This window comes from Paenibacillus sp. 01T424 (assembly GCF_056398745.1).
Genome location: NZ_JBFTPZ010000020.1, coordinates 62,390 through 83,633, shown reverse-complemented (window position 1 = coordinate 83,633; position 21,244 = coordinate 62,390). Strand labels below are relative to the sequence as shown.

The 21,244-nt window shown below is 44.6% G+C and carries 16 protein-coding genes and 1 riboswitch; of the genes, 13 read left to right on the top strand and 3 right to left on the bottom strand.

What is annotated here, in order from left to right; genetic code table 11:
- Positions 1-125 precede the first annotated feature (125 nt).
- From AC1DPK_RS16685 to AC1DPK_RS16675, 3 genes are all read left to right on the top strand, one after another.
- A complete protein-coding gene (locus tag AC1DPK_RS16685; protein WP_477511027.1) occupies positions 126-1,073 on the top strand; it encodes an ABC transporter permease in 948 nt (315 codons plus the stop codon).
- Positions 1,074-1,083: 10 nt separating this feature from the next.
- Positions 1,084-1,956, top strand: a complete 873-nt coding sequence (locus AC1DPK_RS16680; RefSeq protein WP_477511026.1) for a carbohydrate ABC transporter permease — start codon at positions 1,084-1,086, stop codon at positions 1,954-1,956.
- Positions 1,957-2,079: 123 nt separating this feature from the next.
- Entirely contained in the window at positions 2,080-3,666 is a 1,587-nt protein-coding gene (locus AC1DPK_RS16675) for an extracellular solute-binding protein (protein ID WP_477511055.1), read from the top strand.
- 72 nt (positions 3,667-3,738) lie between these two features.
- Here the strand turns inward: AC1DPK_RS16675 and AC1DPK_RS16670 are convergent, their stop codons facing one another.
- Positions 3,739-4,890 (bottom strand): family 8 glycosyl hydrolase, encoded by a 1,152-nt coding sequence (locus AC1DPK_RS16670; protein WP_477511025.1) that lies wholly within the window; start codon positions 4,888-4,890, stop codon positions 3,739-3,741.
- A gap of 371 nt (positions 4,891-5,261) precedes the next feature.
- Here AC1DPK_RS16670 and AC1DPK_RS16665 point away from each other — a divergent pair, with 371 nt between their 5' ends.
- A complete protein-coding gene (locus tag AC1DPK_RS16665; RefSeq protein WP_475447306.1) occupies positions 5,262-6,260 on the top strand; it encodes an HRDC domain-containing protein in 999 nt (332 codons plus the stop codon).
- Positions 6,261-6,305: 45 nt separating this feature from the next.
- Here AC1DPK_RS16665 and AC1DPK_RS16660 read toward each other — a convergent pair whose 3' ends face one another.
- A complete protein-coding gene (locus AC1DPK_RS16660) occupies positions 6,306-7,316 on the bottom strand; it encodes a zinc dependent phospholipase C family protein (RefSeq protein WP_477511024.1) in 1,011 nt (336 codons plus the stop codon).
- Positions 7,317-7,482: 166 nt separating this feature from the next.
- Between AC1DPK_RS16660 and AC1DPK_RS16655 the strand changes: the two genes are divergently transcribed.
- The 9 genes from AC1DPK_RS16655 to AC1DPK_RS16615 all read left to right on the top strand — a co-directional run bounded on the left by AC1DPK_RS16655 (position 7,483) and on the right by AC1DPK_RS16615 (position 19,676).
- Entirely contained in the window at positions 7,483-7,944 is a 462-nt protein-coding gene (locus AC1DPK_RS16655; protein ID WP_054028542.1) for a chemotaxis protein CheX, read from the top strand.
- Between the two features lie 77 nt (positions 7,945-8,021).
- Positions 8,022-8,795 (top strand): SDR family NAD(P)-dependent oxidoreductase, encoded by a 774-nt coding sequence (locus AC1DPK_RS16650; RefSeq protein ID WP_076267828.1) that lies wholly within the window; start codon positions 8,022-8,024, stop codon positions 8,793-8,795.
- Between the two features lie 25 nt (positions 8,796-8,820).
- Positions 8,821-10,239, top strand: a complete 1,419-nt coding sequence (locus AC1DPK_RS16645; RefSeq protein WP_477511023.1) for a DEAD/DEAH box helicase — start codon at positions 8,821-8,823, stop codon at positions 10,237-10,239.
- A 112-nt stretch (positions 10,240-10,351) separates the two neighbouring features.
- The gene (locus AC1DPK_RS16640; protein ID WP_477511054.1) at positions 10,352-11,590 is read left to right on the top strand and encodes an S-layer homology domain-containing protein; all 1,239 of its coding nucleotides are present in this window, start codon (positions 10,352-10,354) and stop codon (positions 11,588-11,590) included.
- Positions 11,591-11,819: 229 nt separating this feature from the next.
- A riboswitch (ZMP/ZTP riboswitch) is annotated at positions 11,820-11,899 on the top strand.
- A 59-nt stretch (positions 11,900-11,958) separates the two neighbouring features.
- Positions 11,959-12,672, top strand: coding sequence for an IMP cyclohydrolase (locus AC1DPK_RS16635; RefSeq protein WP_477511022.1), 714 nt, complete (start codon positions 11,959-11,961; stop codon positions 12,670-12,672).
- A 254-nt stretch (positions 12,673-12,926) separates the two neighbouring features.
- A complete protein-coding gene (locus AC1DPK_RS16630; RefSeq protein ID WP_477511021.1) occupies positions 12,927-13,658 on the top strand; it encodes a hypothetical protein in 732 nt (243 codons plus the stop codon).
- A gap of 163 nt (positions 13,659-13,821) precedes the next feature.
- Complete coding sequence (locus tag AC1DPK_RS16625; RefSeq protein ID WP_477511020.1) at positions 13,822-17,496, top strand: S-layer homology domain-containing protein; 3,675 nt, start codon at positions 13,822-13,824, stop codon at positions 17,494-17,496.
- Positions 17,497-17,676: 180 nt separating this feature from the next.
- The gene (locus AC1DPK_RS16620) at positions 17,677-18,426 is read left to right on the top strand and encodes an ABC transporter ATP-binding protein (RefSeq protein WP_477511019.1); all 750 of its coding nucleotides are present in this window, start codon (positions 17,677-17,679) and stop codon (positions 18,424-18,426) included.
- Positions 18,426-19,676 carry an ABC transporter permease gene (locus tag AC1DPK_RS16615; protein ID WP_477511018.1) on the top strand — a complete coding sequence of 417 codons (1,251 nt, stop codon included), beginning with the start codon at positions 18,426-18,428 and terminating at the stop codon, positions 19,674-19,676. The genes AC1DPK_RS16620 and AC1DPK_RS16615 overlap by 1 nt, the downstream gene beginning before the upstream one ends.
- Positions 19,677-19,782: 106 nt before the next feature.
- Here the strand turns inward: AC1DPK_RS16615 and AC1DPK_RS16610 are convergent, their stop codons facing one another.
- Positions 19,783-21,087 (bottom strand): aminotransferase class I/II-fold pyridoxal phosphate-dependent enzyme, encoded by a 1,305-nt coding sequence (locus AC1DPK_RS16610; protein ID WP_076267820.1) that lies wholly within the window; start codon positions 21,085-21,087, stop codon positions 19,783-19,785.
- Positions 21,088-21,244: the final 157 nt, after the last annotated feature.

Here is a 21,244-nt window from a genome sequence, read left to right as displayed (position 1 = left end):
GTGAATAGCGGGATTTCCGATTATGTTAAGCCTCTGATTCTTGTTAATATCCGATTTCTTAATCGCGTGTTACATTTGGAACCAAGTCGAAATATTTGCTTCCAATAAGAGTCAGGAGGTCATCCATGCAGATTGCAACGGAACGCCAGAGGAAGGTCAAGGCCGTGCCGCGCGTTCGTATGAAAGCGCTGTACAGGGATTGGCAGTTATACCTGCTGCTGCTTCTGCCCTTGGCGTATTTTATTATTTTTAAGTACACACCAATGCTGGGCGTCGTCATTGCATTTAAGGACTACAACATGTTTCAAGGCATTTTAGCAAGCCCCTGGGTCGGTTTCGAAACGTTCCGGGAAGTATTTCAGATGGATGGTTTTTACAATGCGCTCCGCAACACCTTTCTACTCAATTTCTTGGATCTTGTCGTAAGTTTTCCGATTCCAATCGCACTAGCGATACTGTTAAATGAGCTTCGTATAAAATGGTTCAAAAAAGGCGCACAGACGATTCTTTATTTGCCTCATTTTATATCATGGGTCATCATCGGCGGGATGGCTATTCAGCTGCTGGCGACCAATAACGGTATTGTCAACAATCTGCTGAAGTCTTTAGGGATGAAGGTCATTCCATTCCTTACGGAGCCTGTTTACTGGGTGCTTACATATTTAGGCATAGGTATTTGGCAGAGCGCTGGGTGGGGAACGATCATTTATCTCGCTGCGTTAACGGGAATTAACAAGGATCTTTACGAAGCGGCAGATGTAGATGGTGCAAGCCGAATGCGTAAAATCTGGCATATCACGCTGCCGGGGATCAAGCCGACAATTATCATTCTACTCATTATTAATATTGGACATATGGCCAGCATTGGATTTGATCGGCCGTTTGTACTTAGCAATCCTCTCGTCACCGATGTGTCTGAGGTTATCAGCACGTATGTATACAAAATCGGAATTCAATCCGCACGATATACAATAGCAACGGCTATCGGTCTGTTCCAAGCGGTTGTAGGTCTTATTTTCCTGCTGTCGGCCGATTATATTTCCAGAAAAGTTAATGATCAAGGCATTTGGTAGGAGGGCAGATATGAGAGCGTATGGAAATGACAAAATCGTAGATGCAATGATCATGGTCGTAATCATAACGGCGGGGCTCTTCTGCCTGCTGCCGCTGCTTCATATTTTCGCCTTGTCGTTAAGCGCCAACGGGCCGATTCTATCAGGAAAAGTTACGATACTACCCGTAGAAATCGATTTTTCCGCTTACGAGGCTGTTTTCGGCAATGCAGCGATGATCCATTCCTTACTTTTTACTATTGGACTAGTTGTTTTGTTCACGGCTATATCGATGCTGATGACGATTATGGCAGCCTATCCCTTGACGAAGCCTAACCTAAAGGGAAGAAACTTTTTTCTTCTCCTTATCGTCCTGACGATGTTTTTCAGCGGAGGAATGATACCGGAATATTTACTCGTAAAAAACTTGCATTTGCTTGATTCGATCTGGGCGCTCATTTTGCCGGGGATGGTTAATGCCTTTTATTTGCTCATCATCAAGACCTTTTTCTCCTCCATTCCAGTAGAGCTGGAAGAGTCGGCGCGGATGGACGGAGCCAACCATTTTAAAATTTTGTGGCATGTCATCCTGCCGCTGTCGCTTCCGGTCATGGCCACACTTAGCTTGTTTTACGCAGTGGGCAGGTGGAACGGATTTATGGATGCCTTGTTGTACATTACCAAATCGGAGCTTTATCCACTTCAATTAAAGCTGTACGAAATGGTCATCAACAGCCAAGTTAACGATATGGCGATAGCAGAGGGGCTTAATGCCTCGGTACCGATACCGGAAAGTCTTAAAGCTGCCTCGATCATGTTCGCAACCATTCCCATTTTGCTCGTATATCCGGCGCTTCAGCGTTACTTTATTTCGGGTATGATGATCGGTGCCGTCAAAGGTTGATAGTCACTCCCGGACAGGCTGGAGCCGAAAGCTCCCGTTTCATGGAGTTGCTATAGATTAAAAAATGATAAAAGGGAGTTGAATGCGTTGAGGAGAGCAAGGCGTAAATTCACGATAATCTTTATGGCAGTGCTGTTGATCACATCCATGTTGTCTGCGTGCAGCAGCGGAAACGGAAATAAGGAGCCTGTCAAAGAAAAGGATGCTGCAAGCAATAAACCGAGCAATTCTGGCTCTGAAGCAACCGAGAAGCCGAAGGGAGATCCAATTAAGCTTCGAATCGAGCTGTTTGACCGAAACAATACACCGGCAGGCGCTCCGAAAATTACCGACAACGACATGACAAAATACATTCAGAAAAATTTTGGTGAACCAAATAATATTACTGTCGAATTTGTTACGGTTCCTCGCTCAGAGGAGGTAGACAAGCTGAACGTGCTTATGGCTGCGAATCAGGCTCCTGACATCGTATTTACTTATGACCAGCCGACGGTACAGCAATACGTAAAAAACGGCGGTCTGACAGATCTTGGTCCGCTGCTGGATGCGCATGGACAAAAGTTGAAGGAAGTATTGGGTGAGGAGCTGCTCAGCTATGGTGTATTCGATGGCAAGCAGTATACGATTCCAGCTAAGCGCGTTCTTCAGCCTCAGAGCTCGACTTTTATCCGTCAGGATTGGTTGGATGAGCTCGGATTGCCGCTGCCGAAAACAACGGAGCAGTTCTATGAGACGATGAAAGCTTTTAAAGAGAAAAAGCCTGGCAAATCCGGTGATAAAGCGATTCCGTATGGACAGATCGACTATTTCCATATGCATCCGATTCAATATTCGTTCTGGGAATGGGACAAAATCACAGATGAGGATCTTTATGCATCAGCTGAGTGGCTCATTCCGGGCAATAAGGAAGCATACCGCTTCTTGAATAAAATGTACAACGAGGGACTTATGGATCCGGATTTTCCGCTCCATATGGGCAAGGATACGCAGCAGTTTCAGAAGAACCTGCTGAACGGGTATATTGGTTCGGCAACAACAAATACCAATGAGCCGGTTTATATGGGCTATTACGCCGAGCTGCAAAAGAATGATCCGAATGCAAAGCTGGCGTTAATCGACCCGTTCACAAGCGCGGACGGCAAGACACCAAAGCCTATTTATTCGCCAAATGGCATATACATGATGGTACCAAAAGCAAGTAAAAATGCTGAAGCGGCCATTAAATATTTGAATTGGATGGCTGAAACGGACAATATTATTGCCCTTCAGAACGGTACGGAAGGCGTAACTTATGAGATGAAGGATGGCGTGCCAATCACGCTTGATAACGATCAGGCGAAGCAGACTTTATATAACTATTTTGATTACTGTATCATTCTTAACGGGAAATATGTCAGTACAACCGATGAGCTGCTGAACATTACAGCAAATGCGTCCGATCCGAATTTCAAAGATTTTACGGTGGAAAGCATCGCGACTGGAACGAAGGATGGAATCATTAAACCTCGTGTGGTGACACCGATTCAATCGGAGATCAAGTACGCTACAACGCTGAAGGAAAAGGACGACGAAATTTTTGTTAAAGTGTTAACTGCGAAACCAGCGGATTTTGACAAGGTTTACGATAAGGAAGTAGCGGATTATATGAAAATTGGCGGCAAGGAAGTAATGGAAGAGAAGCGAGCAGCCTTTAAAGCTGAGAATCCGTAAGGAGAAAAAAGAACGGCTACCCTCCATTAAGGAGTGGAGGCCGTTCTTTTTCAATTACGATGAGACAAAACGCTATACAGTAGGCATATAAATTTTAAAGCTGCCGCTAAGCGCAAGCATGGCAAACAGATAGAGGCAGTTGTCGTAATAGCGGCGGTCGCCTGTGCGAAGCGGCGTGTTCCAAAATAATTCAACGCAAGCTTTGGCGTGCGGTCCTTCGAAACTGGCAAGCGAAGCCATCGCGTTTGTGGCAAGCAGCCCGACGGGATGAAGTGATTTTTCTTCAAATGGTTCGCCAGCTATCGTATAACGTCTATAATCAGACGGATCAATACCTGAGAAAAATGTTTGAATCCGGTTCGCCTCATCATACTGCCATGGATCGACGCCGAACCATTCCGTGTCAAGGCCGATATTGGCGGCCACACGGTACGAGTCGCTGTAAAAATGACCATATCCGCGCTCGTTGTTGGGTGTTCCGTCGTAATAGGCGTACTCGGGTGCTAGTCCAGTAACCGGATGGCATGACAGCTTCAAATAATCTCTGCTCGCAGCTGCAGCTTCTTTCCAGAACTTGCGGTCTTCTGGATTAGCCCACAGCGCAAACAGCTCATAAAAGTGCGGCAAATGGTAGGATGGATCGGAATAGTCGCAATTTGGAATGAATTTGATTAATTTATTGGCAGGCTCCCACATCGGGTAACCGTCGTTATTTTCACCCTTATGCACACAGCTGTGAAGCAGGTTCCGAGCTTGCGCTCCGTAATTAAAAGGAACAGAGCCATCGCCCCATCGGTGTGATGCGAAGAAGAGAGCAAGCGCAAAATATTCCTCGCCGTCGGGCGCCGGACCGTATGATCTTTTGGTGCCATCGGTATTGCATGACCAAGCGAAATAACCGGCATTCTCACCTTCGCTCATATACATGTAAGACATCGTCCATTTCCATATGCGGTCAAAGATATCTTTGCGGTCCATCTGCACAGCCATCATCATGCCATAGGACATGCCTTCGGTGCGTACATCGATGTTTCCGGTGTCTAACAGATACCCCATATCGCTTCCAGCCTCGTAATAGATTCGCGTTTCTTCGTTACCGCCAAACAGGTTGTCCCAAGTATCCTCGACACGTCTCTCAATTTCTTCTTGGCTGTAACCGTACAGCTTAAACAAATTTCGGTAGTTTCCTGTGAAAAAAGCACCCGTTCCCAGCTTCGTCGACATCTTGTATTACTCCCCTTATATTAAATTTTTACTGCATGGAAATGCCTGAGAAATTGACTTCACCAAAACTTTACCTTGTATCGTTCAGAGTTCCTACCCTATAAAGTTTATAGAGTACTGTAATTATTAAAGGTTTGGTCTTATTAAGGAAGTTTGAGAGCATGATTTTGCAACAACAAAATGCTTGTAATAAAGAAATCAATATGATAGCATGAAAGCAATCGAATCATTAAACGTGAGGAAGCACCTCCTTTGCCGCAGGCAGAGGAGGTGCTTTTTGTTGTTTTCCGACATTCTCCCTAATTGTTCGGACGCTTTCCTTGCCTTCAACCGATTCGCGACCACATCTATTTATTGGAGGAATGAGAAACATGCAAATCGTATTTTTGAACACGTTCGAGAAGCTTGGAGAAGGCCAGCGCATTGATAGCGCGCAGCTATCTATCTGTGAGAATCAAGGCATTTGGGCAGTGCTGTGGGTGGAGCTGAATGAGGAGAGCGAAGATCCGATCACTTGGTTTGAAGGAACGTCATGGGAGGAAATGATTGTGGCATTCCGTCATGGCATTGCAAGGGTCATGGGGGAAGGGTACGCGCCTATTATCGATGGCATGCTGGACGATCGCCGTTCTACAACTGGCAGCTTCGTAACTATGCTTCAATGCTACGGAGAGATTCATGCCAATCAAGAACTTTTTCAGAAGCTTCGTGAATGGCGGCGTACGAAAGCGATTGCTGAGAAGCGTTCGGCTTATCTTGTCGCTACTAATCGCATGTTGTGGATGATCAGCGCCTTCGTTCCGAAGACGGCAGATGAATTAGCACAAATTCCCGGTTGGGGAAGCGCCAAGCATGCATCCTATGGATTAGAAGTGCTGGAGATTACAAGTGAGGCTAACCGTGATACCGAGTTTCCGCTGCAATGGGTAAGTGACAAATTAGACTCAATCGCCTATACGCAGTGGCTTTATAAACAAAAGGAAACAAAATATAAATCTCAGATGGATCGCCAGCAGGCAAAAAAACATATTTTGACGGCGGTACAGCAGGGTGGATCGCTTGAACAGCTTGGCGTGGAGCTAGAGCTGTCAAGGCGCGAATTAATGGATCGAATCGAGCAATTAGAACAAGAGGGTTACGATATGGAATCACTGATTACGCGGGAGCTCGTTGAGATGCCAGATGATGAGCAGCAGCTGGTCTGGGATGCTCTCTCGCTGGTCGGCGATAAATATTTGAAGCCGGTATTGCAGCAAGTATATGGCACTTTGGAAGCTTCGCAGTTGAATAAGCCTGTTGATGTCCTTTATGAGCGCTTGAGGCTCATAAGGCTGCGTTTTAGAAGAAGCCTGACAAGCAAGGCTGTATAATTTTTTTTGGGGGAAAAGAAAGACAGGAGAAGGCTCCTTCATTACTCAAGGAGCCTTCATAATTCCGATTTGGTCAGTCCAAACCGTGTCTGCAAAACGGATCGTACTATTAAAGTCGCAATGAAGTCCAGTTTCATAGGAACGATTGTCTATAAGGGCGATGGCATCTTCTCGCAGGAGACGTACATGATAACGCTCCTCTTTTGTAAACTGCGGCTGCTCATAGGCTCTTAGCCAAATGAGGATAGCGCTTACAACCTCAACAGCATCATCTAACGCTTGATTCCATAGCTGCCAAACGCTCTCATTGTGATAGGTGGCGCCGTCCACAGGATCAAGCCAAGGCTGCTCTTCTACATTTAATACGTCAAAGGGCATAGCCCCTCTTTTATAAGTAAAAGGCTCGATTTGCCCAAATGTTAGTATTTTTCGTATGCCAGTCGGATCATGAAATAAACGCTGCGCGGCAGTGAAATCACGATTCGCTTGGTTCCAATCCTCACGTTTAATGAGCGGGGCAAGCTCTTCATAATAAAGGGCAGCAATCGACTCGAAAGCGTCCACTATGGGTGCAGGAAATGCTCCCTTCGTATCGATATGCTTCCAGACTGGAGTTTTCCACGTTTCAATACCCCAAAGCTCACGCGCTATTATCGTATCCATCATAATTTCAAAACGTTGATGATCCCATTTGCGAAAGCCTGATTTGCTAAATACATAAGGATGAAGATTACGATCAAGTATGTGATGCAATACGAATCCTAGTGTGTATAGGATAGAAGAATCAGGACGTTTAGGGCAGGCGGGTCTGCCGACGACACTATCCAGCATTTCGACAAGTACCGGTCCGCAATTGCGATTATGCATTTCCGTTCCTAAACGATTTAAGGCTAGGCTGCGCTGCCAAGGGAAAAAACGATGATAGAACAAAAAGTCAGGTCCTTGGCATCCCATGTTAAATATATTTTTTTTCTCATCTGATTCAATTAGTGYGCATTCGCCAAGCCGCTCGAATACAAGTTGTCCAAAAATGAAGTGAGCCCATACGTTAGGCATAGAAGAGGACCTCCATTCCTATCAATATTCTACAGATTTCGTTTTAAAATATAGTTCTAAAGATACATATATTTTATTTATAGTATACTTGTCCTAGTGAATTAAGTATAATATAAATTAAACAAGACAAAGCGCGAATTTTGTCGAAAAGGAGCGTATCTTCATTATGAAGGCAGAGTACATTAACCCGTTTCTTGAATCTGCAAAAATCGTGATTGAGCAAGTCGTTCAAATACGTCCAGCGACTGGAGAACTAGGTCTCAAGGATATCAAGTTTGTAGAGAACTATATTTGGATTCAAATTGGGCTCAACGGACAGATGAACGGTGACATTGTATTCGGGCTTAGCGAAGAGGTAGCTATGAAAATGGTTTCTGCGATGATGGGCGGATACGTAATTTCTGAAATCGACGAAATCGTGAAGAGTGCTATTTCTGAGCTTGGCAATATGATTAGCGGAAATGCGAGTACGATGCTGTTTAATCAAGGGGTGAGAGTAGATATTACACCGCCGAAGGTTATCCAGTCTGCTCAGTCAGCTGGCTTCACCGCACAAAAAGCGTTGACGATTCCACTGATAATGGAAGGCATTGGAGAACTCGACATCCAAGTTTTAATCGCATCTTAGCATAGAAATGGCTCCTTAGGGAGCTTTTTTTGCGTCTGCAATACCAATCAAGTAAAATTGTAAATGGGTGATGATGGATGTTAAGAGGCAAAGTGATTTTCATCTCCGGTGCATCAAGCGGAATCGGAGCGTTAATGGCTAAAATGCTGGCTGAGCGGGGGGCGATCCCAGTTTTGACTGGACGCAACATCTCGAAGCTAAAGGAGATTTCCGCTGCAATAAAGGGGAAAAGCTCGTTCTATCAGATGGACGTGACCGATAATGAACAGGTGAAGCGAACAGTAGAAGCTGTCATTGCGGAATATGGTAAAATAGATGTATTGCTGAACAACGCTGGCTACGGCAAATTCGAGAATTTTATGAGCATGAATGTGGAAAGCTTTGAGCAAATGATGGACACGAACTACCTAGGCATCGTACGCTGCACGAAGGCAGTTGTTCCTCATATGGTGAAGCAAGGAAGCGGACATATTGTAAACATAGCATCTTTAGCAGGCAAAATAGGCACTGCCAAATCAACCAGCTACACAGCCACAAAGCATGCTGTGCTTGGCTTTACTAATGCGCTTCGCATGGAGCTTCGGGAGCAGGGAATTCAGGTATCTGCGGTTAATCCAGGTCCAATTGATACGCCTTTTTTCTCGCTGGCTGATCCTTCCGGCTCTTACGTTAAAAATGTTAATTGGTTTATGATGAAGCCAGAATATGTAGTCAAAAAAATCATTCGTTTAATCGAGCGGAGAAAAGCCGAGCTTGACCTGCCGAAAACCGCAGCTTTTGGTATTAAACTGTACCAATTGCTGCCGCGAACCATTGATCGGCTATTCGGCGGTATGTTAAATCGAAAATAAAGGTTTAAATGAGAGAGGATTAAAAATGAGTAAGCACACATGGTATGAAATAGGAATTAATGAACTGCTGTCGGATAAGCTCACAGCAAATGGAATTATTGAACCAACGGATGTACAGGCAAATACGATTCCGATATTGCTTGGAGGAAGCGACGTTTCAGCGAGGTCGCAGACGGGTACAGGTAAAACGCTTGCGTATTTGTTGCCGCTTCTTCAGAAGCTGAATTCGCATTCAAGCGCGATTCAAGCGATTATTTTGGCTCCAACACAGGAGCTCGCGATGCAAATTGTTCGTGTAGCAGAAGTGTACGCGGAGCCGCTGAACATTCGCGTTCAGCAATTGATTGGCGGAGCAGCATTAAAGCGGCAGGTGGAGAAATTGAAGCTGCGCCCGCAGCTGGTTATTGGTACACCAGGGCGAATTCACGAATTGCTTAAGCTGCGCAAGCTCAAGCTGAATGATGTGAAAAATGTTGTAGTTGATGAAGCGGATCAAGTATTTCAGCTCGGCTCGACAAAAGAGGTCGAGATCATTTTGCATAGTGTCGGTAAAGAGCACCAAATTGCTTTTTTCTCCGCGACATATCCGGATCAAATGGCTCGTTTTGAAGGACGCTGGATGAAAAACCCGGAACGTATTCAGGTTACGCCGGAGCATACCGTATCACAAACGATCGATAATTATTTTATCGTTAGCGATAAGCGTGATAAAACCGATACGGCAAGAAGACTTGTTCGCTTGCTGAACCCAACCTCTGCGCTGCTTTTCCTAAATGATACCGACAACATTTCCAACTGGGAATCGAAGCTAAGCTATGAAGGCTTTACTGTTGAGGCTTTGTATGGGGATGCGGATAAACAGCGCCGTGCAGCAACATTGACTCGTTTTCGCGAGGGTCGCTGCCAACTGCTGCTAGCTACGGATGTTGCGGCTAGAGGCCTTGATATTGAAGGTCTGCCGCTCGTCATTCAGCTTGATCCTGCATCGGATGCGGATCATTACGTGCATCGTGCAGGACGAACGGGCCGTATGGGACGTCCTGGTACAGTCGTTTCCATTGTTACGCCGCAGGAGCTGTTTATTATGGAGAAATTCCGCAAGCAGCTGGGCATCGAATTGACAGAACGGACAATGTTCAGAGGAAAGCTTCTTAGCGAGGAAGAGCTGCGAGAAGCAACAAAACCGTTTGCGGCTCGTCATGAAGCGAAGCTTGCAGATCGCTCAGAAGCGTTGCAAACGAAGCGAGCTGTAGAGAACAAAAGTGCAGCTGCTGCTCCGAAACAAACGAAGCTTGTAGAGACGAAAGCAGTAGCTGCTCCGCCGAAACCAAAGCCAGCAGCGAAGCCTGCTCCTAAGAAAGTGGAGCGAAAGCGCGAAGGTAAAAACAAAGGTGCTCCTAAGTGGCTTAAAGCTAAACGCGAGGCCGATAAGGAACAATCATAAAAATTTATTTTGAAAGCCACCCTCTTAAATCGATCTGCCTCTCCCGAAACGTATGGGCGAAGGTAAAAAATGCGGCAAAACCCGCAATCGAAAAAGGAGTGTGGCTTTCTTGATGAAACAAACCATGTGGAAAAAGACAGCAATTTCTTCGCTTGCGCTGCTAATGCTTGCAGGCGGTGCGACGTCAGCTTTTGCAGATGGCGGTAAAGGCAAAGGGCATGATGGCGATCGTAATGATGATAAAGGCCGTCATGAGGACAAGGATGACAAGTATGACAAGGACGATAAACATAAAGTAACATGGCAGTTCCAAGATGAAGACGATCTGAAGTGGGCTATGGAATACATTATGCGGTTAGCGTCGAAGGGCGTATTTACTGGCTACGAGGATGGTACATTTAAGCCTAATCAAAAAATCAACCGTATTGAAACGTTGACTGCTGCTGTCAGATTGATGGGTCTTCGCTCACAAGCGGAATCAGCTGATAAAATGAAAACGGATTTGCAATTTAATGACGGGGATAAAATCGCAAAAAAATACCCATGGGCTGTTGGTTACGTTGCAGTAGCGCTGGAGAACGATCTATTCTCTGAGACTGAATCGGAAGTGAAACCGGAAGCAAACGCAACAAGACTATGGTCTACGATTCTTCTCGTAAAAGCGCTTAAACTGGAAGACGAAGCGAAGGCGCTCAATAATACGAAGCTTGACTTTAAGGATGCAAAAGAGATCCCTGCTGGATCTGTAGGTTATGTTGCTCTTGCTTTGAAGAAAGGCATTATTACCGGCTACAATGATAAGAATGGAAAAACGTTCCGTCCAAATCAACCAGTAACCCGTGCAGAGCTGGCAGCGCTTCTCGATCGTACAGATACGGAAATGCCTAATCATGATGCACAAGCCATTACTGGCAAGCTAAAAGCAGCTCCTGCTGATGGCAAGTTGACGGTTGTTAAAGGAGATAACACGGAGGTTTCACTAGCATTAGACTCGAATGTGTTTATTTTCCGAGATGATAAAAAATCGCCAGTGAGCTCACTCCGAGCAGGGGATGAGATACTCGTTCGTACGTATCTCAATCGTATCGTATTTATTGAAGTAACGAAGTCGGCTCCTGTTAGTACAGCTTTCTCGGAGAACGGAATTATTAATACATTAACGTTCAACAATCAGGCGAAATTGACGACGGTTTCTCTCATTACTCGATATGAAAACTCACAGGCAGTTGTCACTACATTCAGCATTGACCCAAGTGTAGTCATCACAGGTGACTCCTCGCAGCTGAAGGTTGGTCAATATGTACAAGTAAAAGGCGACAATGGCGCAGTTAAATCAATTGAAGTGAAATAAGGTATAAATAAGAGAAGGGCTGTCCTGAAAGTAGATTTTTCTACTTTTGGAACAGCCCTTTTTCCATTGCTCAACAATCAAAATACCAGCTTGCGAATCCAGCAGCGCTTTGTTTTCTGCATAATATGCACGATACAGTTCGTTAGAAAATATACGCGTTAACTTTCATAGTTCGTCTGTAAATGAGCTTGATTTCATTGGCGATATCGAACTATAATAAATGTAAATTTTAGGTAGGTGCAACTGGCGTAAACGTGGATGACCACGAGGGAGCACCTATTTCATATGTCGTACGCCTGGGCAAAGTATTTGATCAATGATCAAATGCTTTTTTTATTTTCAGATAAAATAAAAAGGTTGAGGTGAGTATGTTGCAGTCCTATGAAGATCAGTTATTTAATAATCCGTATCCTGGTAGAACGATAATCATGGGGATGAGCCCGTCAGGAAAACATTTTGCTCAAGTGTATTGGATAATGGGCAGAAGCGTGAACAGTCGCAACCGAATCTTTGAGCGTAAGGAGCAGTTTGTAAAAAATAGAGCATATGATGCGGCAAAAATGGAAGACCCTTCATTGATTATTTATAATCCGATAAAGAGTATTAATGGGATGGACATCATTTCCAATGGAGATCAGACGGAAACCATCTATGAAGCTTATGGCAAAAAAGAAACGTTTGAAGATGCATTAAAAAGCAGAAAGTTTGAACCGGATGCTCCCCATTATACACCGCGTATTTCCGGTATTATTGATACTGAATCAGCTGTGTACAGCTTGTCCATTTTGAAAACAAGGCAAAACGATCCGTCATTTTGCATCCGTCATTTCTTTCATTACGACTCTTTTACAAAAGGGATAGGTCATTGCATTCACACTTATAAAGGTGAAGAAAATGGTATTTTGAGATCTTTTGAAGGTGAACCGCTGGAGGTTCCTTTATTTGATTCAATGGATGAAACGGCTCGATTTTACTGGAGCAGCATAAACGCAGATCATAAAATTTCATTGCTTGTGAAGTTTATTCATACCGATGATCGTAAGGTGGAATTTAAAATAATAAATAAAAATCAGACGTTTTAGTGTCTATATAATTAATTCCGACAAAAACGATGGGAAAAATTTAAATAATCGTTGACAGGGTCGTTTCTGAGGAATAATATAGGAATATATTCAAAGTGAGTTGAAAAACCATTTTGTAGGATGACAAAAGAAGATAATCTACTGGACCACCAGAGATTCAATAGGAGCGCAGTTCTGCGCCTTGTTGGGTCTCCTTTTTTTATCCAAAAAAACAAAAAAGCTCAAAGAGCGAAGCGAAAGGGATGTTTACAATCATGAAAAAACTAACACTAACATTAATTTCTGCAACAGTAGCCTTCTCAGCCCTAACCTATGTTGTCGTATCTGCCAAACAGGCGCAAGGTGCGCCTGCGGTGAAGGACAACGCTGCAATTGTTACCGAAGCAAAGGAAGAGAATCAATCCAAAATCATTACCGTTTCTGACACAGAGAAAAAATCAGAAGTAAACACAGCTGCAGCAGAAGGCGAAAAACAACCACAAACAAAAACGGCGGACACGATAGAGGCAAATAAACCTGAAGCAGAAAAAGCAGATGCGAAACAAGAAGATAAATCCAAAGTTACTCTTGCTGTAGATAAGAAGGAAGAGGCGCCTGCAGCTAAAGCGGCAGCAGCAAAGGAAGAGCCTGCGGCTAAAGCAAATACATCGGTTGAAAAAACAGCAACACAGCCGAAAGAAGCTGCCCAGCCTAAAGCAGCAACGACTGTAAAAGAAGAAAGCCAGCCTAAAGCAGCAGCCGTTGTAAAAGAAGAACCAAAAGCAGCAGCACCTGCTGCGAAAGAAGAAACACAATCGAAACCAGCGGAGCCAGCTGCGAAAGAAGAAAAGAAACCATCTAAATCGGTCTCATTCGTGAAAAAAGATGCGGTACAGCCGAAAGCACCATCATCCTCAGAGGCTCCTGCTTCATCCTCTTCATCATCATCTTCGTCTTCCGAAGGTCAACAGCCAGCACCATCGACGACGGAAGAAGAAATCTGCTAGAAACAAGAAATACGTATTTATGAGTTATGAAATGGGGGTGGTCATAAGAGGCAGATCAGTCTCTTATGACCGGCTCCCTGCACGAGATCTTGAAGCGACTAGTGGAGAATACATATTTCACACTTGGCACATCGACAAAATTTGATGAAAACGAGGAATGAACATGAAATTACAATTTAATACATCCAAAAGATGGTTAGCTCTTATATTGGCTGCGTTATTAATTTTGCCGGCTGCCAATATCGTTAATGCCAATCCAGCTTCGGAAACTCTAGTAAATAGCGGCGCCAGCCATTATAACTATTTTAATAATGTGTATGATCATTTGGATGATGAGAACCATATTCTTCAAACGGTAACGTATGAAGATATTATTAATCTCTTTGACAGCGAAGGCACGTATGTTGTGTTGTTTGGCGGAGCTTGGAGCGATAAAACACAAGCGAATATTGGCTTTATTAATCAGGTGGCGAAGCAATATGGCGTAAAAACCATCTATAACTTTGATACGAGGTTAGATGGGAAATCACTAGAAATTGCGGAAACGCAAACGAAAGAAATCAAAGTCGGCAACAACACTTTTGATTTTGCAGAAGCGTATGTCGAGCTGGTCAAAAAATATTTAACGAACCTCGATGAAGTACTTCCAGCAGGAGATATCGTTAGCTATACGAAAAAAGACAGCAAGGGCACAGTAATTTCAGAAGGCTCAGCGAAAAAAATTGAAGCACCATTCTTGTTTGTGTATAACAAAAAGAAAATTGTTTCCTCTTTGGCATCAACGAATGTATGGAACGATTATTTAACAAATGGTGTTTTGGACACGGGCAAAGTAGATGCTTACAAAGCAAAAGTGAGTCAAGTATTTGAAGGAATCACTTCATTTGATACGATTAACCGTTCGAATTCTATCAAAGCAGCTTTCAATAGAAACGGATCAATCATCAACAAAAAAGAAACGATTATTTTTGACGAATCGGATGGCGAGCTCGTATTTGAACATGTAACCTATCACCAATTGACGAAGATTCTCGAGAGCGAAGGGAATTATACGATCTTGTTCGGCGGCTCTTGGTGCCCGAATACACAAGCAGCCATTAAGTTTATTAACGAATATGCGAAAAAAAATAACATTGATAAAGTTTATTTCTGGGACACCAAGCTGGATTCGGGAATTTCGATCCTGGATCTTAATAAAGACCCGAACGCTGACCCGCATAACGGCATATTCTTTCAAACGAGAGATACGAATCATCCAAATGCCAATCTGTATGTAGATTTGATTAACAAATATTTGCCTGATATCAAAACACAATATGTTAAAGCAAGCAACAATGTAAAGTATACGAATGAGAACGGCGTAGAAGTAATCGCAAGCAAAGCTCAGGTTCCTTACCTCTTTCAATATAACAAAGACAACAAGGATGCTGATGGCAACAGAGCTCCGATTCTTGGGCATATTGAATTGATGTATTCTTGGACCAATATTCAACCTGATTATGTAAGCAGCGGGCTTACTGGTGTGAATTACAATAACTATACGAATGCTTTGAACAGCCTATTCGCAAGAGTTGAGGCCAAACCTACAGGGCTGACAGCGGTTAAACCAACCTCATCCGATGAAAATGATGGTCAAATTACAGGAACGAAAGGCAAAGTGCTGGAATACAAGCTTGAAAGTGAAACGGATTACAAGGCTGTAACTGGTGATGCAATAACTAACTTAGTGCCAGGTACTTACAATGTTAGATATTCATCCAAGCTTGGATACAATGGTCCTCATACAGCAGGAATTCCCGCAGCTGTTTCGTACAAAGCGGGCGAAGCTGTAAACGTAGTGGTTCCATCCTTTATTCAAGACCAAGCTGCACCAACAGGGCTGGCAGGCGTTGCACCAACGACGGCAGCTAACAATGACGGTAAAATTACTGGAACAACGACAGCGCTTGAATACAAGTTGTCTAATTCGTTGTCCGATTATATTCGTGCAACAGAACCGTCTGTTACAGATCTTGTTTACGGTACTTATGATGTTCGTTACGCGGCAAAAGAAGGATATCGCCCGAGCCCTAAAGTAGAGGTTGTTATTCCGGCTTACGGCGAGGAAGCGCAAGAAGCGCCGACTGGCTTAACRGGCGTATCACCGACAACGATTGCTAATAACGATGGACAAATTACAGGAACGACTGCAGCTCTAGAATACAGATTAGATGGAACGGATGCTTATCAAGCGGCAACAGAACCAGCGATCACTGGTCTCGCAGCAGGCACCTACAATATCAGATTTGCAGCTAAACCTGGATTCAGTGCAAGCCCAGCAATTGATATCGTTATCAAAGCGTTTGCTCTACAAGAGCAGCCGGAACCATCAGGCTTGACGGGTGTAGCTCCAACCTCTTCAGCTAATAATGATGGACAAATTACAGGAACAACGACAGCACTTGAATACAAGCTGTCAGGAGCTGAGTCCTATCAAGCGGCTACAGCGCCATCTATTACTGGTTTATCATCAGGCACTTACAACGTGAGGTTTGCAGCTAAGGAAGGCTATAATGCCGGCGCAGTGCTAGATGTCATTGTACCTAATTATGTATCCCCTCCAAGCGGTGGAAACAATGGCCCAAATCCAACGCCAACACCTACACCTCCAGCAGGCGGAGATAATGATGGTACAGCACCAACAGCAACGATAACAGCAACAACCGATGCTGCGACAGGAGCAACCGTAGCGAAAGCAACCGCAGCTTCTATTACAAGCCTGGTTGAGCTTGCTAAGAAAGCGGAAGCAGCAGGCAAAACCTCTGTCGTTGAGCTTAAGGTTGAAGCTACAGCTCAAACTAAATCTGTAGAGCTGAGCATTCCTAGAAAATCGTTTAATGAAGTAGCATCTAGCACAAATGCGGGTGTGAAGGCCAATCTTGGCGTTGGCACTGTCGTTTTTGATGCAAAAGCAATCGAAAGCATCAGCAATTCGGCTGAAGCAGGTGACATCAGCATTATTATTACGAAAGTAGAGCTGACTGACGAGGGCAAGGAAGCTTTGGGTGACAGACCGGTTTATGATTTCTCCGTATTCGCAGGAACTACCCAGCTTACAAGCTTTGGCGGCAGCAATGTGCAAGTTAGTGTGCCTTATACTTTAAAAGCCGGAGAAGATCCAAATGCTGTAGTGGTCTACTATGTAACGGATTCCGGCAGCTTGGAAACGATCCGCGGGAAATACAATGCGGGTACAGGAACGGTAAACTTTGTTACGACACATTTCTCCCAGTACATTGTAGGATACAATAAAGTAAGCTTTAAAGATGTATCGGATGCAGCTTGGTATAAGGATGCCGCTTTATTCCTTGCGGCAAGAAGCATTACAACGGGTACAGACGAGGACCATTACAGCCCGAATGCGACAGTGACGAGAGGCCAATTCATCGTCTTGTTATTGAGAGCATACGGCATCGAGCCAAATGAGAAAGAAACAGCTAATTTTGATGATGCAGGGAATACCTACTATACGAATTACTTGGGAGCTGCTAAGCGCCTGGGTATTACGAAAGGTGTAGAAGGCAATACGTTTGACCCTAATAGCAAAATTACACGTCAAGATCTATTTACACTTTTGTATCGTGCACTTGAAGTGTTAGGTGAATTGCCTAAAGCAGAGACAAATGTTGCGGTGTCCAGCTTCAGTGATTCCGCTCAAATTGCAAGCTATGCAACCGACGCTTTCAAGGTGCTAGTTGAGGGCGGCATCATTACGGGGAACAATTCAAAGCTGAGCCCTAAAGATGTTTCTACGAGAGCTCAAGTGGCACAAGTGCTTTATAATCTGCTTTCAAAGTAATACGATATGAACGCAAATCATAGTGTTTAAAGAATGGGCGGCCAATGGCTGCCCATTTTTTTTCGTTTTTGTGCATGCTTCTTGCTTTTGTACACAAATCATTGCTTTCTTTGATATTAGTCCGATAATTCGGTATGCTGTTTACTAGATAAACTAATTTACATAGTTGAAGGTGATAGGATGGATTCTATTTTACAGGTGAATGGTTTAATCGGCGGTTACAGCCCACGAAGACCAGTACTGCATGATATCTCCTTTGAGGTAAAAGCGGGCGAGATGGTAGGATTAATCGGTCTGAATGGCGCTGGAAAAAGCACGACCATTAAGCATATTTTAGGTTTAATGAAGCCGCAGGCGGGGGAAGTAAAGGTTGATGGCGTTACGCTGGAGGAAGAAACGGAGCGTTACAGAAGCGCATTTGCTTATGTGCCGGAGACGCCGGTTCTATTTGATGAGCTGACCGTTGAGGAGCACTTGCGCTTAACGGGGATGGCCTATAGCGTAAAGGACAAGCAGTATGGTGATCGTGAGGACGAGCTGCTGAAGCAGTTCCAAATGACGCCAAAGCGTAAAGCCTTTGCGGCCCACTTATCCAAAGGCATGAAACAAAAGGTCATGATTATGAACGCGCTGCTCGCTGAGCCGCCGCTGTACATCATCGATGAGCCTTTTCTAGGGCTTGACCCGCTTGGCATTCGTTCCTTGCTGGAGCGGCTGGTTGAAGTAAAACAAAAGGGAGCAGCCATCCTTATGAGCTCGCATATCCTCTCAACTGTGGAAGCATATTGCGATCGTTTTATCGTCATGCACCACGGTAAAATCGTTGCGATCGGCACGCTCGATGATATTAGACAAGCAGCAGGCATGGACATGCGCAGCGGTTCTCTGGAGGATGCCTTCTATAAGCTCGTTACTGGGGGCAATCTTTGATGAGCAATATTAGCAAGCTGGAGCTGATGTGGCAGCAAAGAGCAAAGGCATTCCGCGGGGAAACCTTGCCTTATTTTCGGTATATGGGGCAAAGCGGCTTCCCAGCTTTTATGTCATTAATCTTGATCTCCTCTACGATTGGATACATAAATTTAATTCGTCATATGCCAGCCAGCTTTCCCTTTGCGACTGTTGGTGTTATTGCATTAACGTTGGTGTTGTGTTGGAGTCCGCTTCGTACGTGGCTTGCGGCCGGAGACGTCGTCTTTATGATGCCGCGTGAGGCAGAGATGGCCGGTTATTTGCGCTTATCGTTTCGTCATACTTTAATTGCTTGTTCGATACTAGCTGCCATTGTGTTTCTTCTTTATTTGCCGATCTATAACCAAGGCCCAGCCATTAACGGAGCATTGCTTCTTGCAGTCGTGGCTGCCGCTCTGAAGGCGGGCAATGTATGGGGAGCATGGAAAGAGCGCCGAATGACTTGGGCTGGCATGCGACGTCTCATGCGTGTGCTGCGCTGGGCAATGACAGCATTAACGCTGGCTGCTTGGCTTACTTGTACCGCTTGGCAGGCTGCGGGGTTTACGCTGCTCATCGGTATATTGTCTATGCTGCTTTATCGTCTTCCAACAAAACATCCTTTTCCTTGGGAGAGGCTGATTGAAGAGGAAGCAAGGACACGCAAACGGTATTATGTTTTTTTTGGATTGTTTATCGATGTACCTACACTCCCATCGAGTATTGCAAGAAGATCATATTTAAGCTGGATTCTGCGCACGATACCGTATTCGAATCGCAATACATTCGTTTATCTCTATACGGCATCTATGCTTAGAACCGAGATGGGCGGAATTATACTAAGGCTGCTTATTCTCGGCTGCCTCATCACCTATTGGTTTGCTGAAGCCGTATCGCTATCTGGTTATGGCAGTGTTCTCGTATTTTTTATTTTTATGGGGCTCATTGCTGTTCAATTAGGCGGCTTGCGTCATATCCATCGTTATTCGGTTTGGAAGCATGTGTACCCGTTGCCGGAAAAACAGCGAATCGAGCAATATTTGAAAATCGATCGTTTGGCGATGGTGCTGTGCACGCTGCTGCTGTGGCTGTTTGTTGCTTTGCCGCTGGCTTTGGCGGGCGGCGTTTACGTCCCTTCGCTCATAGCTATTGTACTTGCCGCCATGTATATCGCCATTCGTCCAGCGCGTTTGCGCAAGAAGCTTGCGAAAGATGAGGATGAAGACTAAGCAGGGCAGACGGAATACAAAAAAGAACCCCTGAGAGAAGCATTCGTAAAGAAATGCTGACTCAGGGGTTCTTTGCAATTATTCGCGAATGAAGTGCGAGTGTTTATTATACTTTTTGAGCAATCAAATCGTTAACCGCTTTGAAAATCGTATCGAACAGCTCTTCAAGATTTTCTTCCTCGATGCAAGAGAAAGCAACGCGAAGATCTGTTTCACCTAGAGCAATCGTACCGATTCCGTATTGGTTCAACAGATGTGCACGTACGGACTCAGCTGTAACGCCGCTTAGTGTTAGACACATAAAGTAGCCGGAGTTGAATGGGTAATAGCCCCATACATCGCCATAACGGCCGCTGTCGAGCAACGATTTTACGCGATTGGCGCGGCGTTTCATAATATCGTATTTCTCCGCTTTTTGAGCTTCGAATTCAGGTGAAGTCAAAGCGCGCAATACGAATGTTTGTGATGGATGCGGGCCGCTGGAAATCGTAGCACGAATGATACCAATTGTTTTTTGCTCCAACGCATTCAAAGTAGCCGCAGAAGTTGAACCATACGTAATGAAGCCTACGCGGAAGCCCCATACGTACTCTTCTTTGGTCGCACCGTCAACTTTAACGGCAAGCACACGCGGATGCAGATCAGCAAGCTTGGAGAACAGTGATTCTTGCATGGAATCTTCGAAAAATAAACCAAAATAAGCATCGTCTGTTACAACAACTACATTGATGCCAGCTTCCGCTGCGTCGTGAATGGCAGCGATGATTTCATCGCCTTCCTGTGGACCAGGCGTGTAGCCAGTAGGGTTGTTCGGAAAGTTCAGCACAACGATGGCTTTCCCTTTGTCCTTTTGAGCCAGCAAGGCTTCGCGAAGGCCAGCGCTGTTGAAGCGAGTTTGGTCGTTATACAGCGGGTATTCTACAATTTCAGCACCGCGGCGGATACCGAATGTCAATTCGTAGTTTTCCCAGTTTTTATTAGGGATGATTACAGCGTCACCCGCATTAGCGAAAAGGTCAGCTACAATGCTAAGACCGTGGGTCAATGCATTTGTAACGACTGGCGTACCAAAGCCCTTTGATTCAAGGGATGGGTTGTCTTTGATCATTTTTGTACGCCAAGCAGCACGAAGCTCAGGCTTTCCTGCAGGAGGCGCATATTCATATATATCTTTCGGATTGTAAGCAGAGAGGGTATCTTGGATGACCTTCAGGTGCATCGGTTGTCCGCCTTCTGTTGCAATTCCAATAGTAGCATTAAATTTAGTTGCTTTCGTTTTCGCTTCGGCGGACTGACTGAGAATGCCCTCCTTCGGGAAATAAATCGCTTTGCCTAAGTCTGACAACATCGCATAAACGTTAGGGCTTTCTGCTTGTAACGTCTCGTTTAATTGCTGAGCAAGTGGGTTCATGGACTTTATTCCATCCTTCCGAAATCATTCATTTGAATGTAGTATAATTAGGCGTTAGCCGTTTATTCTTGTCGGGTGCTATTATAACATTTTTTTTGAGATGGAAACCATTCACAAAGCAAATTTTTTCGTAACTTCATGTGGCTTGCGCAATAGT